Below are 14,842 nucleotides of genomic sequence, written 5' to 3' on the forward strand. Positions count from 1 at the left end.
TGGAGCACCTCTCGTTGGTTTCAGCCCAGAGATAAAAGGCTTCCCGAACTAAGCGCGACGAGGGAGACACCCCTTGCGCGCGTTTACAAACGGTCGTTTATTGGTGGTACATAAAATTGCAAACGGCCCAGTTTCATGCCGCTGATTGGCTATGCGCGCGTCTCCACCGAGGATCAGACCCCCCTGCCCCAGTCTGAGGCACTGCAGTCTGCGGGATGCGCCGAGATTTTTGAAGAGCACGCCTCGGGCGGCAACCGCGCGCGGCCCGTGCTTGCACGTGTGCTGGAGCGGATTGGCAAGGGCGACACGCTGGTCGTCGTGCGGATCGACCGACTTGCGCGGTCTTTGTCGCACCTACTTGAGGTGATCGAAAGACTGGAAGGCAAGGGGGCGTTCTTCCGCTCGCTCCAGGACCCGATCGACACTGCCTCGCCCCAGGGCAAGTTCACGTTGCAGGTTCTGGGCGCTGCGGCTGAGTTCGAACGCGCTCTGATCCGCGAGCGTACCAAAGCCGGACTTGCCTCGGCACGCTCAAAGGGCCGCGTAGGCGGCAACCCAGGTCTTCGCGCCAAGGACCCTGAAGCGCTGCGCAAGGTGCGGCTGGCGCGACAGGACGGCTACATGGAGCGCTTGAACGAAACTGCGCAGGATTGGGTGCCCCATGTGCGCCGTTTGCGCCCCGATATGGCTTGGGAAGACGTCCTGCGGATCATCAATGGCCCCCTGCCCCATGATCGGCGCTGGACGCAAAGCCGCCTGCTCCGCGCCGTGAAGGCATACGTGGCGGACGGATTCCTGCCTGCTGAAGTGCTTGGACGCGCTGGACGTCGCGAAACCGACGATCGCCTGCCTGCGATTGTCGCCGCAATCAAAGGTGCTGACCCGGAGATCACCTTGCAGGCAATCTGCGACCGACTGGAATCCATGCGTGAGCGCACCCCTCGCGGTCGCACCAGCTGGCAGCCTTCCTCAGTCAGAATGCTGCTGGAGCGTGCTGAAAAGCTGGGGCTCCTCTGAGGATCACACTTGTGTTGGCCTAACCGATTGCCACTAAATCTAGAAAGTGCTTGCACGAATCTGGTTGGTCGGGCAATAGTCTCGAAAAATAACGCGCGGTCACATAAAAAACGCGCCCACGGATCGGGGCAGACATGAGCGAAGTAGAGCAGGATCTAGACATCGCCATCGGGCACTACGCGGAACTTCTCGCGTCGAACCTGCATGCTCAGCGCGCCGCACACTTCCCTCCGGATGCAAAGAAGGTGATGCGCACTTTGACCAGCGGTGAAGCTGCTGAGCTCCTTGGCGTCGACCATACCTATCTTCGGAAGCTTCATCGAGAAGGAAAGATCGTTGACGTTGAGACGACGGCTGGAAGTCATCGTCGCTATACGCTCGACGATATCTGGGAAATCCGGCAGACGCTTGAAGGAAACGCAAAAAAGTCTGGAACTTACGTGCCTGGGCGTCGCGACGGTGACGACCTTCAAGTTATTTCAGTGGTGAACTTCAAGGGCGGGTCCGGCAAAACGACGACGTCTGCTCACCTCGCTCAGCGCTTGGCGCTCAAGGGGTACAGGGTTCTTGCGATCGATCTCGACCCCCAAGCATCTCTTTCGGCTCTTCACGGAATCCAGCCAGAACTCGACCTTATGGAGGGCGGAACCCTCTATGATGCCGTTCGCTATGACGATCCGGTTCCGATCGCCGAAGTGATCCGCAAGACCTACATCCGCGGCCTTGATCTTATCCCGGGCAACCTTGAACTCATGGAGTTCGAGCACGAGACGCCTGCTGCTATCCAGCGAGGCGGAGCGAAAGCGTTCTTCGCGAGAGTTCATGACGCACTCGATAGTGTTGAAGCGAACTACGACGTTGTTGTGATCGACTGCCCGCCGCAGCTTGGTTTCTTGACGATGTCAGCACTTTCCGCGTCCTCGGGTGTTCTCGTGACGGTTCACCCGCAGATGCTTGACCTCATGTCGATGTCCCAATTCCTGCGAATGACTGCGGATCTCCTGGGAGTGATCAGGGATGCAGGCGCAAATCTGCGCTTCGATTGGCTGCGCTTTTTGCCAACGCGATACAAAGTCGGCGACGCGCCACAAACCGAAGTCATCGCTTTCATTCGCGGGCTGTTTGGGAGGTCCGTCCTGACCAATCACATGGTTGAATCGACCGCAATTTCTGATGCCGGCTTGACCAAGCAAACGCTCTATGAAGCTGACAAGAAGGACTTCACGCGTCAGACGTTTGATCGTGCGATCGAATCCATGAACGCAGTCAACGATGAGATCGCTGAAATCATCCAGAACACATGGGGGCGGAATGGCAAGAAAGCCTAAACTCGGCCTGCCGCTGCAGACCCTTCGCAACGCTCCTGACGCTCTTGAAGGGCGCCGACTGCGTGGCGGTGTATTTGAGATCGATCCGGCGCAGATTGTTACCGAAGGACGATTGGATGACAGGCTTCAGATTGAAGTTGAGGGCCTGAAGAACTCTATCTCCAAGAACGGTCAGCGTGTGCCTGTATTGGTCCGCCCACTTGAAGGCGATCGCTACAACCTGATCTATGGCCGCAGGCGCCTAGAAGCATGTCGCGAACTCGGTATCAAAGTTCGAGCCATCGTCACTGAAGTTGAGGGTGATCAAGCGCTTCGAGATCAGCTTCTCGAGAACCAAGAGCGTCGTGATCTGAGCTTTATTGAACGTGCGCTTGTGGCGACGGCGCTTCTGGACGGTGACCATTTGGAAGGGGCTGAGCGCACCAATCGAGGTGTCGCCGAAGTCCTTAACCTCCACGAAGCTGGGGTTTCACAGCTCTTGAGTGTCGTTCGGACGGTCGGCGAGGAACTCATCCAGGCAATTGGTGCGGCTCCCGGGATTGGTCGCCCGAGATGGGAAGAGCTCAAAAAGGCTTTGGGTGCCTACGACGGTGATCGAGACCAACTGCAAGCCGTAGCTCATGCAGCCAAGTCCGAAAGTTCCGGCTCGGTCGATGAGGTTTCTGAGCGCGCGTTTCTCGCAGTTCTGGCAGCTGCGAAGAGCCCAGAGAAGAAAGCAAACCCGTCTGGAAAGGGCGTGCCTGCTGTGGCGATCCCCGGTGTCGGAGCTGCGACGGTCAAGACCGGCCGCCAAGGCAAGCAGCTTAAACTCGATCTGACTACGGATGAACCTGATTTTATCAGCTGGTTGGAGGGTAATGCCCCAAAGCTGATTACCGAGCTTCATGAGCGCTGGAAGCGTTCAGGAGACTGAGGAAGAGCAACCAACAAGAAGGAGGCACGATACAGGCAAAAAGAAAAAGGCCCCGAGAAGCTAGCTTCACGAGACCTTTGTAAGGTTTCGCACCGGGATCAGCCCGCTACAAAATCTCAGTTTTCGCACTTCTGAATGTAGCGTTCTGGCCCCTACCCCGCAAGCGCAAAGCGATTCGCGGGCCGTAGAAATTTTGCCTTCGTGAACGTTTTCATGGAGTACACACCGATTTCGCCGTTTATGCGGCCGATCTCGCACGCCCATCTGCGCGTGATCGAGCGACCCGATGCATCTGTTCCGGGCAGACCCGTCAACAAGTGGGAACTCCTGCGCGAGCTCTCCAAGGCGCAAGCGGCCTTTGGCGTGTCAGAACGTGATTTGACTGTTTTGCAGGGGCTCCTCAGCTTCTTTCCAGACGATGCACTTGGCGGGAACGCCGAGATGGTAGTCTTCCCCTCGAACAAGGCGATCTGTGAGCGCCTGAATGGTATGCCCTGCTCCACTATGCGTCGTCACCTCGCGCGTCTTGTCGAGGCTGGTTTGCTCCAGCGGCGTGATAGCCCCAATGGAAAGCGCTACGTCCGCAAGCACGGCGAAGAGCGCGTCGCCTTTGGCTTCGATCTTTCCCCGCTCTACTGCCAGTCCGAGGAGATAGCACGGGCCGCAGAGGCCGTACGTGAGGCTGAGGAGCGCGTCAGGCGTCTGAGAGAGGTTGTAAGCCTCATGCGGCGTGATCTCGCGGCCCTCGCGGAGTTCGGAGACGAGATGCAGCCAGGCCTAGGCATCTGGGACCAGCTTCGTGACAAAGCTATCCTCACAGCGCGCGCGCTTCGCCGCAAGCTTTCAATTGAGGACCTCGCGGCCTATCGAGCAGATCTTGAAGCTCTCCTCGATCAGGCACGCAACATCATTGATGGCTCTGAAACAGAAGAAATGAACACCAATGATGCTCGATCTGAGCGTCACCATCATAATTCAAATAAAGAATCTATAGATCTTGAACCTGCTTTAGAAAAAAGCGGGGCGGCGGCCGACGTGCCAGATGTGGACAGGAATGAGCCCGTGGCTGACGTCGATGAACAGGACACAAGACACTTGCCAAAGATCCCGCTGCACCTGGTGATCGCGGCATGTCCCTCGCTCAAGACCTTCTACCAAGGCGAAATCCGGCATTGGCACCAGCTTTTCGATGCGGCATGCCATGTGCGACCAGCCATGGGGATCAGTGCATCTGCATGGGAAGAAGCGCAGCGGTTCATGGGTCCGGAGCAAGCGTCGATCGTCGTTTCTGCCATGCTGGAACGCTTTGAGGACATCAGATCGCCTGGTGGATACTTGCGAGCTCTGACTGCCAAAGCTGTGGCCGGTGAGTTTTCCTGTGGGCCGATGGTCATGGCATTGATTGGGCGACGATCTGCAGCTTAACAGCTGTTAAGGTTGAGAGACTGCGTACTGTTCCGCCACCTCGGGATTGACGACTTAACAGCTGTTAAGGTCCGGTCTCGGGAGCGTCAGAACAGGAGAGGGAAAGGTTTGTTGGTTTGAGGGGTGACGGGAAGTGAGATCGGAAGAGTGGCTTCCGGCGCCCGTCGTGGAGAAGATTTGATGGCGAAATCTGCCCAGAAAGTCACCCTGTCCCCGTCCCGGGACATTCCCTTCGACAAGCTCGTGCTGAGCCAGTCCAACGTCCGGCGCATCAAGGCCGGCATCTCGGTCGAGGAACTGGCCGAAGACATCGCCCGCCGCGGATTGCTGCAGAGCCTGAGCGTTCGGCCCGTTCTGGCGGATGACGGGTCCGAGACCGGCAAGTTCGAAATCCCCGCTGGCGGCCGGCGCTTCCAAGCACTCTCGCTCCTGGTGAAGCAGAAGCGTCTGGCCAAGACGACGCCCATCCCCTGCATCGTACGGGATGCCACTTCCGCGATCCTCGCCGAAGACGACTCGCTCGCTGAGAACATGCAGCGTGCAGCCCTGCATCCGCTCGACCAGTTCCGCGCCTTCGTTGCTTTGCGGGAGAAGGGTCAAGGCGATGAAGAGATCGCAGCCGCCTTCTTCGTCACGCCGCAGGTGGTGAAACAGCGCCTGAAACTCGCCGCCGTGGCCCCTGCCCTGCTCGAGCTCTACGCCGAGGACGAGATGACGCTGGAGCAGCTGATGGCCTTCACGGTCAATCCGGATCACGAGCGTCAGATTCAAGTCTGGGAGGCGATCAAGTCTTCGTGGAACAAGGAGCCCTATCAGATCCGGCGGATGCTGACGGAAACCTCGGTGCGGGCATCGGACCGGCGCGCCGTCTTTGTCGGCGTCGAGGCGTACGAGGCGGCGGGCGGCACTATGTTGCATGACCTCTTCCAAGGCGATGACGGCGGTTGGCTAGAAGATCCTGCCCTGCTCGATCGTCTGGTCAGCGAAAAGCTTCAGGCTGAAGCCGAAGCGATTGCGACCGAAGGTTGGAAATGGATCGAGGTCTCGCTCGACCTGCCCTATGGCTACAGCCACGGTTTGCGGCGGCTAAGCGGAGACCCGGCGCCGATGACGGATGACGAAGGCGCGGCCCATGCCAAGCTGCTTGCCGAGTACCGGGCGCTCGAAGAGCAATACGAGGGCCAGGATGAATTCCCCGAAGAGATCGACGCGCGACTTGGCGCGTTGGAAGTCGCGATGGAGAAGCTCGAGGCCCGGCCGCTGATCTTCGACGATGAGGAGATCGCACGGGCAGGGGCGTTCGTGACGCTTGACCGCTATGGCGAGCTTGCCGTTTATCGGGGCTTCGTGCGGCCCGAGGATGAGCCTCGGGAAGATGCCGACGTCCACAGCGGTGAACAGGCGGCAGACGGGCAGGGCGTTGAGCTTTCAGCGGGGAGCAATGTGGATGGTATCGGCCACGGCACGGTGATCACCTCTGCCGGTCAGGCGCTTGGTGCCAACGTGCCTGACGACGAGGACGATGGTGCACTGAAGCCCTTGCCCGAGCGGCTGATCATGGAGCTGACGGCGCACCGGACATTGGCACTGCGCGAAGCTGTCGGTCGCTCCCCTGACGTCGCGTTGACGCTGCTGCTCCTGAAGCTCGTCAACGATACCTTCCGGACGTCCAGTTCGGCCGGCAGCTGCCTCGAGGCTTCGGTGCGTCACGTCTACATGGCGGCGCAGGCGAGCGACCTGAAGGACAGCGTAGTGGCCAAGCTGGTGGACGATCGCCACGCGGAGTGGGAGACCGACCTTCCGCTTGGGGACGATGCCGCTCTCTGGGATTACCTGACCTCCCTCGATCAGGTGAGCCGGCTGTCCCTGCTCGCGCATTGCCTCAGCTTCGGGATCAACGCGCTCCACGAGAAGGTGAACCCCTATGGTGCTGGTATCTCGGCCAGCGGTTTGACCAGGCGGATGACCCAGTCCGACTTGGTCGCACAGGCGGTCGAACTCGACATGGTCGAGGCGGGCTGGAAGCCGACGGCCGATACCTACCTGAACCGCGTGCCCAAGGTGCGGATCCTCGAGGCTGTGCGCGAGGCGAAAGGGGAGGGGACGGCGCAGCTCCTCGATCATCTGAAGAAGGGCGAGATGGCGACCGAAGCCGAGCGTCTGCTGAAAGGCAGCGGTTGGTTGCCAGAGGTTCTTCGCCGTCACGACCTCGAGGCACTCGACGGTGTGGAAGGGCAGGGGGCGTCTGACTCCGACACCGAGCAGGCCGAAGATGTCGACCTGCCCGCCTTCCTTACAGCGGACTTGCCGAGCAATGAGGCATCGATGATGGCCGCGGAGTGATCTGCGCCATCCGAAGGCGGGGAAACCCGCCCTCAATCACATAAAAATCAACAATATCAATAAGATGAATGCAATTTTGTGCATTCAGAATGAGGAATCATGTCTGCAACCACCATTCTCGACACCGCGCCCCTGGGGGCGCTCATTCGCTACACCGACAACAGTCCGAAACCGCCTGCGCGGTTCACGAAGAAACTCGCGGCCTGGGAGCGCTCGAACGGCGTTGGCCGTCTCGTCAAGAAGGAGCCGCCACGACCCTATCCGACCTGGACGGCGCCGGCGTCGTTCACGCTGCACGAGGGGAACTTCTCCTCGGACGGGGTCATACTCGTGACGATCATGCGGACCCATTCGGCGGATAGCGCCTTGACCTTCGAGGTCGCTGAGGAACCACAGCCCGGGCAGGTGCGTGTCCTTTTGGATTTCGGCGGTTGCACGGAGCTGCTCCACCTGGCCGAGTCTGTCACGGCTGCCGAACTCTGGATCGCCAGAGAAGGCTATCGCAACGCGCGGCTCGAGATCGTCGGCAGCGGGAGCAGCGATAGGGCAGGGGATGCGGAACTTGCCGCCTGAGCCTGTAGAATCCAAGGGGTCCGCCAAAGCGCGGGCCTCTCACCCATCACGACTCTCTCCCGCGAGATCGCGGGGCACCATAGGGTCCAATCCAACACGGAACTAGATCTGGTACCAAATGTCTGCCGGGAGGCTGGCAGCGATAGCATCAGCGGGACACCCGGCTCCAGACAGCGGTCGCACCATCCCCCGCTCGCCATTCCCTTCCTTGCCCCGAATCCTGTCTTCGAGATCAACCCGCGAGGGGTCGGACTACGGGCGAGCCCGTGCCGCCGGGTGGATTCGGACGAGCCGAACGCACCCGGTGATGTCAGCCAGTCTTCGGGCCTGCGGGGTCCTGTCGCGCGGGGGATGGTCCTCCGCCTCCAAGACAGGAGCCAAACAGATGTCCCGCAAAGATGCTCACGCCTTCGCCGCTTCCCTCGCCGCCACGCTCATGGTCTCGATCGTCGTCTTCCAGGCAGGTGATGGAACCTATGGCGCCGTCCCCGCCGATGAAATCGACGGCGACGAAGTCGTGATCGTCTCGGAATACGATCCCTTCGGGTGAGGCTTCGGCCTCATTTCCCGAGGGCGCGGCGCAGGAGCGCCTCCGGGCCTATCGACGGCCGAGTGAACGGCGAGGCCGTTGCAAGGATCTTTGGGTTGCGACTCGGTCAATCATGGAACGCTCGAGTTGGGCCGAAAATCTACTTATCCCGTATGGTCAGATTTTCGGAACCGTCTCTCTCCTCGCCGCTATTCGCCGTCTAAGCCCCGGAAAAACACTCATCAAGCGCCCTTGACGCTAGCTCCGCAAGCCTCTGGAAGCCCGTCCGCCCTGCAATTTCGTATCCCTGAATGGCATAGGCCTTACGCTTTGCCTTGAAATCCTCAGCAGAGTCTCGCGCCAGTTTGTAGGCCTCCTTAAGCTCGCTTCTACCCACTTCATATGCCGTGCATGTCAATCTCATCTCGAAGATCGTGGCACGACCGAACTCGGCGGCAAAAAGGGCTGGCGTCTTTCCAGAAACAGTCTGAAGCGTCGGGTTCGCACCAGCAGCAAGAAGAATTTCAAAACATCGATCAGCTCCGACCTTGGCTGCTGAATGCAATGCCGTCCGACCAAGCGCGTCTTGCGCATCGATGTCTACATGACGGTCAATGAGAGCCTTGACCATGTCTACATCGTTTCGGTCGGCCGCCAGCATTAGCGCAGTCTGTTTCAAATAGTCTCGCGCATCCAAAACGTCTGTGGGTAGTAAGCTGACCAGCTTCAAATGCGTTGCGACCATAGAGTTGGCCAACTCAAAGGGTTCTTTGGGAATCCCCGAATAGGTTGGCATTTGCCGCATTACCGGAGCCATATGCGCAACCATCTTTGATGTTACAGTGAAGAACGTATCGCCACGCACATCTCTTAGCTTGCGCTTGAGCTTGCCGCGAAACTGCTTGATAAACCCGCGCACCTCATCCTCTGAAGCGCCGGACAAAAGCAAACCTACGTATGCGCGAGTGATCTCGTCTTCTTGGTGAAGCGGCGCTTCGAGTTCCACACCTTCATACGGGCGAACAATAGAGCCCCAGAACCACTCTGCGTGATCGGCTGCAGCCAACCGCATTGAATAATCGATCGGGCCTTCACCGAGTTTCCAGCTAGCTGCATCTTGAGGCTGGACTGATTTGCAAAGAATTCGAAAACTGCGTTCCGCACTACCACGGTTGAACGCATCCTGAGCAACAGCCAGCGAGAAGTTGAGCTTTGCGATATCCAGTTTCACTGGCCCGATGGACCGCGTCAAACAGAGTTCGAGTGCCTTTTCGGCATGCTGACGCGCTTCATCGAAATTGCCAGACGAAAGAGCGTGAAGGGCGCAGAGGTATTCTAGGTCGGGCTCAAACTCCACAATGACGGACGATTTTCGAAGCTTGGCCAAACCTTCGGCAACTTGAATCTGACGGGCGGGGTCTTTGCCCTGCCAAGCCACTCGGATGTTCTCAATGCTTTCCTGTGCTCTTTGACGATCTGCTCGGTCTAAGTCAAACGTCAATGTCGCGGGCGATCTCAGCTTTGGATCTCCAAAAATATCGGGGAGCGTTTCGTCACAAGGCAGGGCAATGAATACCCCGCCTAGAAATTCCGCCACCTGCTCTGCTGCCAGAAGCCTGCCAGAGCGATCTGGTGTAATCACACGAAATGGACCTTCCTTTACCCACGTGGGTAGAGCCTCAACGAACTCCTGATCGGCGACCGCTGGGTTGGTAGGGTCCGTCGCGACAGTAGCCTCATGACTCCATCTGAAGAGCTCGATCAATTGCAACGCCTTGTTGCGCACAGGATCCGCATCGTTCGGCGCGACACCCGGCGTCAAGTAGCCAAGGAGATCCTTGTAAGCTTGCTCAATCGCGCGCGCCCAAAGCAATAATGAGCGAAGCTGCGCCGTGGACAGATGAGCTTCATCTGAACTCTTGTATGAGAATTGATAATCGTCACTGAACCACTCCATGATCCGGGAGATCGCTGGCGTTCTTCGGCCTGACTTCCAGTTGTCGAGGGTACGTCGTCTTTCGTCGTCGTATTCCCCCCAAAGCCGATCTAATGGGCCGTCAATCTGCTCTAACCACCATGACAGGATTGTCTCGACTGGCAAAATCAGCCGATCTGGGTTCGAGGGATCTTGATGAGGCAAGAACCAAAGATCGTCTTCGGGCATCCGAGGTAAAACCGGCTCATCCTGGCACCAAAAACCCCACGTTCTACCAAGGGCAGGCATAACGTCGAACGCAAGAAGCACCCATAGCGTCTGCTTCGGAGTTGCCGAATATGTTTTCGTGTGAAGTTCTAGCGCATCAAGGGAATTTCCGAGCCTTAAGATCTGTTCAACTACATCGCCCCAGAGGGATGCCGCTTGCTCCTGGCTCAACGACTGCCTTAGCAGGTCAAGTAACTCAAGCGTTCGGTCTGCCCCTCCCTCCAAACGCATCTCCGAGCGTGCATAGCGGCGGCGTTCAGCGTGCTGCCATTCGGGCGGGCAAAACAATGACACGGCGTAAAGTAGTGCGGAGTGTGACGTCGGGAGTTGAGCTATCGGCTGAGTGTCGGTCACAGTCACACCTCGGCTTGTTGGCGATGTAGCCTAGACAGTTCCGCCTTCACGTTCCGAAACGCCCGTCGATCACTCGGCGTTCGGGAGAATACCAGCAGTACACCACCTGCCAAGAAAAGCTTGGCATGCTTCTTTCCTGAGACATACCGCGCCCCGGACTTCACTTCCTCTGCAATCACTTTGTTCAACTTTTTGTCTTTTGAATAATACACTTTGCACCTCGATAACGGGATGGCGGTACAACCACCATCCCAATCAGTTTTTCAGTAGCTGTCGTGGCGGTGCCTTTTGCAGCAACCTTTGTGCATCCTGCACAAGGCTGGAAACAGGCTCCTTATTTTCCCTTAGGAGGATTGTTTCCGCGGCCAGGACCCGATTTGTTTCCGGTGGTTGAGGGGCCGTTCGTCGGACGAGGGTTTGCCATGTCTATTTCCTTTTCGTTGATCCATTCTTCTGCCTTGCAACTGAATGTCGCTTGGCAGGAGACCATATGGTCGAGGAAACGCCCAACCGTGAGGAAATCGGGAATACAGTCCGGAAACTAATCATGCGGATCGCACCCTCGACGGACCTGTAGAGCGACGGACTTTCAGGTTTCCGGTATTGCGTAGCCGCAACAGCCCGCGAGGTTTACGTCTCAGTGCCGACGAGTTCGGCAAGGAGGTAAATGAGTTCCCGGGCGGAGGCTTCCACCTTGGCGCGGGCTTCCGCATTCTGATGATCCTCGAATGTGGAGATCGCCTCAGCGACGTCCTTCTGCATATTTTTCAGCTCGCTAAGCGTCAGTGCCTCGAGATCGAAAGCAGCCGTTGGTGCGGTTCGTGTCCTGGATTTCACGGTATCGATATCCCATCGCGGCAGAGCCCTGCATTTCCTGTCAGGCAAGGGCAGGGGTGACAGCTGGTGATAGCCACTTAGGCCGCTAGCGGCGTGCTGGGCTTTGGGTCAAACAGTCCGATTGGCAAGGGGACATGGTCTGGCATGGGCTCCCCGCATCTCTCTGTCTCCTGGGCCATCCCTTCGACTGACAATCCCCTAATCCCGTTTGGTCTCCTGCGCGCAACCCCGCGTCAGTCCGGGCCGTGTTGGCCGCTTTTGGCGTCCTGCCCGCTCCTCCCCGGTCCTCTGGGGGTGTCCGGTGTCCATGCTGTCCACCGTGCACGCGTCACCCGACGGGCTTTTTCAGGGTCTTGTCGAAGGGACGGTCCCGAAGACAGGAAAAACAGGAGCTTATCATGCAGAACATCGTCATCCTCGCCGGCAACATCGGCCAGACCCCCGAAGTCCGCACCACCCAGAGCGGCACCAAAATCACCAACTTCAGCCTCGCCACCTCGCGTCCCCGCCTCTCGGAAGGCCGTGTGATGCGCGACGAAAGCGGCTACCGGGTCATGGACACCGAATGGCACCGCATCACCTGCTTCAACGGTCTCGGCAAGACGGTCGCCGAGCATTGCGAAAAGGGCATGAAGGTCCTCGTCCACGGCCGCATTCACTACACCAAGTGGATCGACAGCATGGGGAACGACCGCTACGGCTGCGAGATCATCGCCGAGAAGGTCGACTTCCTGAGCCGTCCGAAGTCGGCCGAGAACGAAAACCCCGAGCTGGTCGACCGCGACGATGAGATCCCGTTCTGAGGAGCGGGGTCTCCCCCTCAGCCCGGCGGGTTAAACCGCCGGGCTAAAAGTCTCTTCGGGCCACTGGAAAAGGCATCCACGCTTGCCTTCCGGTGCTGAGCGCCTTGAATGCGGCTAATTGTTCAACGTGCGCACGAGCTAAATTTCGTCTTTGGTTCTGGTCGCGCCGTGACTGCGATACGCGTCGAGCATCAAACGCGTATATTCGGCCGTGCTCTGGGTCACGGTGCCCAAACCGGGCCATGCGAACAACGGACCCGACCAAGTAACTTCCAACTCAATCTCGATTCCAAGCAGTGCGGCCACTTCGATCGCAGCAGTCGGCTCCTTGTCCTCGGGCCAGTAGTGATCCTCGAAGGAAACAACCACGTCGAGATCGTCATCAACCCAGATTTCGGCCAGACTCGCTCCCATGCGCTCGCTGGCATTGGTCGCATCCTCGAACAGGGCAGCCCGGATCAAATGGGTCACCTGGTCACTGTCGAGGTCAAGCCTTGGCCGCGGATCTATAATTGACACGATGGGTTCAATCTCTTGCCTTTCGGCGCGGGATTGGACTGGCACTGGTTTTTCATCGGTCGCTTCCAGCCAGAAGGCTTCTGGAAAAATGTTGATTGGTGATGCGCCGCAGCAGGGGCAGTGCCATTGGTTTCCAGCGATCTGTGGGCCGGTGATCTCTGAGTTGCAGTGAAGGCAGTACCAGAGGTTCGACTCCTCCATCTCCAAGAACGGGTGCCGCACATTTCCTTCCGCATCCGGCTTTGTGGCGCGCCGTGGCCAATCGGCCAATCGCCGCGCCTTGACGCTCTGCATCAATTCCCTCGCAATCCCGATGGCTTCTTCACGTAGCACGCGATCGTTCATCGGGCTGGTCTGGGCATGCTTGATGTCGATCTCGACACGAGGGGCGGCCAAAGGGTTTTCTGGCAGCACGATCTGCCAACCCTCACCATCCATGCGGACGTCACCAAGCATTGTTTTCAGTTCGTATGGATGCCCCCGTACTTCTCCTCGAGTGACGGCATCGGGGCTTCCGAAGATATGGTCGAAGGTCGCACCCTCGTAGGAAGTGATCCGTTCCACGAAGGCCTTGATCGTGGCAACTTGTGCTTCGGAGGGAACCCACTCTCCTTTGGCGCTGCCTGTCAACGCATTCCAATGAGCAAAGCCCATTCGACTGGCAACAAAGTCGAGCGCTACGTGCTGTGGTTGACCCGTCGCCCTAGCGTAACGCTTCGCCAGTAGTTTCAAAGTCTTAAGCTTAGTGTTCTCTGTCATGATCCATGTCCAAGCCGGATCTGACTAGGTGCCCGCTGCTAATCAGACCCGCCGATGGCATGAGGTCTGCTGTTCGAAATCAAGATCGCTGCAAAGCTTCGCGTGGCGGGCACACCGGCCTGCGAGAAAGGCCTTGTTTAACCTCTGCCATTTTTGAACGCAGGTCAACACCAGCGAGTTGCGGGCGTGCGGCGCCTCCGACTTAGCGCCGTTTGCCCGAGAGAGTTTGAGGTTGGCCGGTTTCCCGGTGACGGGTTGAGGGCTGGGAGAGTGGCTCCCGGCGCCCGTCGCGGGAGATAGCTGATGGGCGTCGTGGAAGTTCTGGATCCGGTTCAGCCGGCGCGGGCTGGTGGCTGGAAAGTGGATGTCAGCCGGGGCGAGCGGAACGGGCGGGTGTCGTCCGAATGGTTCAACCGGCCGGATGACGAGCGGTATCTGTCGCTCGACGATCTCTGGGCCAATGTGAAGGGCCGCTCCGAGCGCAGCCGCAGCCGCGTGGTGCAGACGGCGGACATCCGCGTAGAGGCCGCGCGCGATAACCCCGAGCGCTTGCACCTGATGCTGCCGAAAGCGCATGAGCCGGTCGCGCCCACGCATTGGGCCTTTGGCCAGCTTTCCAGCATCGTCGGCGCGCCGGCCTCCTACCTGCGGCAGTTGCCCGCGCCGCTAGCGGGGATCAACCTGCAATACGGCCTGACCAACCACCGCGCCGAGCAGGTGAAGACTTTCGAGACGGAAGACGGCCGGACCGAACTGCGCGCCGTGACCGGTCCCGACTACGGTCGCATCCATGACTTCGAGCTTGTCGAGGCGGTGCAGCGCATCGCGGGCAATGGCACGGGCGATACGCGCTGGAAGGTGCCGGGTGTGCTCGACTGGTCGACCGGGGTCTACAACCCCGATGTCGAAATCAGTCGCGACACGACCACGCTCTACGCCTCGGACCGCGACGTCTTCTTGTTCCTGGTCGACGACCGCAATCCGATCGAAGCAGGCAAGTTACCCGACGGCTCCCCCGATCTCTATTTCCGGGGCTTCTATTGCTGGAATTCCGAGGTCGGTGCCAAGACACTCGGCATGGCGAGCTTTTACCTGCGGGCAGTGTGCCAGAACCGCAACCTCTGGGGCGTCGAGGATTTCCAGGAGATCAAGATCCGCCACTCGAAATACGCCGCCTCGCGCTTCGCACATGAGGCGGCTCCGGCGCTGACGCGGTTTGCCAATTCCTCGCCGCAGGGC

The 14,842-nt window shown here is 58.9% G+C and carries 12 protein-coding genes; 9 read left to right on the forward strand and 3 right to left on the reverse strand.

The features are described from left to right. The first annotated feature begins 135 nt into the window (after positions 1-135). The 7 genes from DJ029_RS19680 to DJ029_RS21970 all read left to right on the forward strand — a co-directional run bounded on the left by DJ029_RS19680 (position 136) and on the right by DJ029_RS21970 (position 8,149). Positions 136-1,017, forward strand: a complete 882-nt coding sequence (locus DJ029_RS19680; RefSeq protein ID WP_071974352.1) for a recombinase family protein — start codon at positions 136-138, stop codon at positions 1,015-1,017. Positions 1,018-1,151: 134 nt separating this feature from the next. Beyond that, positions 1,152-2,345 (forward strand): plasmid partitioning protein RepA, encoded by a 1,194-nt coding sequence (gene repA, locus DJ029_RS19685; RefSeq protein WP_074646406.1) that lies wholly within the window; start codon positions 1,152-1,154, stop codon positions 2,343-2,345. Further along, positions 2,329-3,258, forward strand: coding sequence for a plasmid partitioning protein RepB (repB, locus tag DJ029_RS19690; RefSeq protein ID WP_112324197.1), 930 nt, complete (start codon positions 2,329-2,331; stop codon positions 3,256-3,258). Before repA ends, repB begins: the two co-directional genes overlap by 17 nt. Before the next feature lie 213 nt (positions 3,259-3,471). Continuing rightward, positions 3,472-4,683: a plasmid replication protein RepC gene (gene repC, locus DJ029_RS19695; RefSeq protein WP_074646408.1), complete on the forward strand. Its 1,212-nt coding sequence runs from the start codon at positions 3,472-3,474 to the stop codon at positions 4,681-4,683. 180 nt (positions 4,684-4,863) lie between these two features. Beyond that, entirely contained in the window at positions 4,864-7,026 is a 2,163-nt protein-coding gene (locus tag DJ029_RS19700) for a ParB/RepB/Spo0J family partition protein (RefSeq protein ID WP_112324198.1), read from the forward strand. 99 nt (positions 7,027-7,125) lie between these two features. After that, positions 7,126-7,599 carry a hypothetical protein gene (locus DJ029_RS19705; RefSeq protein ID WP_112324199.1) on the forward strand — a complete coding sequence of 158 codons (474 nt, stop codon included), beginning with the start codon at positions 7,126-7,128 and terminating at the stop codon, positions 7,597-7,599. Positions 7,600-7,984: 385 nt separating this feature from the next. Then, entirely contained in the window at positions 7,985-8,149 is a 165-nt protein-coding gene (locus DJ029_RS21970; protein WP_009574204.1) for a hypothetical protein, read from the forward strand. A 199-nt stretch (positions 8,150-8,348) separates the two neighbouring features. On the opposite strand, the gene DJ029_RS19710 is transcribed toward DJ029_RS21970, so the two are convergent. Continuing rightward, positions 8,349-10,685: an ankyrin repeat domain-containing protein gene (locus DJ029_RS19710; protein ID WP_157966459.1), complete on the reverse strand. Its 2,337-nt coding sequence runs from the start codon at positions 10,683-10,685 to the stop codon at positions 8,349-8,351. A gap of 630 nt (positions 10,686-11,315) precedes the next feature. After that, on the reverse strand, positions 11,316-11,522 hold the full coding sequence (locus DJ029_RS22225; RefSeq protein ID WP_232823148.1) for a hypothetical protein: 207 nt from the start codon (positions 11,520-11,522) through the stop codon (positions 11,316-11,318). 398 nt (positions 11,523-11,920) lie between these two features. Between DJ029_RS22225 and DJ029_RS19720 the strand changes: the two genes are divergently transcribed. Beyond that, a complete protein-coding gene (locus DJ029_RS19720; protein ID WP_112324201.1) occupies positions 11,921-12,325 on the forward strand; it encodes a single-stranded DNA-binding protein in 405 nt (134 codons plus the stop codon). Between the two features lie 138 nt (positions 12,326-12,463). Here DJ029_RS19720 and DJ029_RS19725 read toward each other — a convergent pair whose 3' ends face one another. Further along, a complete protein-coding gene (locus DJ029_RS19725) occupies positions 12,464-13,603 on the reverse strand; it encodes a hypothetical protein (protein WP_232823149.1) in 1,140 nt (379 codons plus the stop codon). Positions 13,604-13,906: 303 nt separating this feature from the next. Here DJ029_RS19725 and DJ029_RS19730 point away from each other — a divergent pair. Continuing rightward, the coding region (locus DJ029_RS19730; RefSeq protein WP_112324203.1) for a DUF932 domain-containing protein at positions 13,907-14,842 on the forward strand (936 nt) is incomplete at its 3' end.

The organism is Oceanibium sediminis, from assembly GCF_003265325.1.
In the GTDB taxonomy this organism is placed as follows: Bacteria; Pseudomonadota; Alphaproteobacteria; order Rhodobacterales; family Rhodobacteraceae; genus Halovulum; species Halovulum sediminis.

Excerpts from the sequence above, each read along its gene's own strand:
- DJ029_RS19680 (WP_071974352.1), top strand. The coding sequence starts at position 136 with ATGCCGCTGATTGGCTATGCGCGCGTCTCCACCGAGGATCAGACCCCC.
- repA (WP_074646406.1), top strand. The coding sequence starts at position 1,152 with ATGAGCGAAGTAGAGCAGGATCTAGACATCGCCATCGGGCACTACGCG.
- repB (WP_112324197.1), top strand. The coding sequence starts at position 2,329 with ATGGCAAGAAAGCCTAAACTCGGCCTGCCGCTGCAGACCCTTCGCAAC.
- repC (WP_074646408.1), top strand. The coding sequence starts at position 3,472 with ATGGAGTACACACCGATTTCGCCGTTTATGCGGCCGATCTCGCACGCC.
- DJ029_RS19700 (WP_112324198.1), top strand. The coding sequence starts at position 4,864 with ATGGCGAAATCTGCCCAGAAAGTCACCCTGTCCCCGTCCCGGGACATT.
- DJ029_RS19705 (WP_112324199.1), top strand. The coding sequence starts at position 7,126 with ATGTCTGCAACCACCATTCTCGACACCGCGCCCCTGGGGGCGCTCATT.
- DJ029_RS21970 (WP_009574204.1), top strand. The coding sequence starts at position 7,985 with ATGTCCCGCAAAGATGCTCACGCCTTCGCCGCTTCCCTCGCCGCCACG.
- DJ029_RS19720 (WP_112324201.1), top strand. The coding sequence starts at position 11,921 with ATGCAGAACATCGTCATCCTCGCCGGCAACATCGGCCAGACCCCCGAA.
- DJ029_RS19725 (WP_232823149.1), bottom strand. The coding sequence starts at position 13,603 with ATGACAGAGAACACTAAGCTTAAGACTTTGAAACTACTGGCGAAGCGT.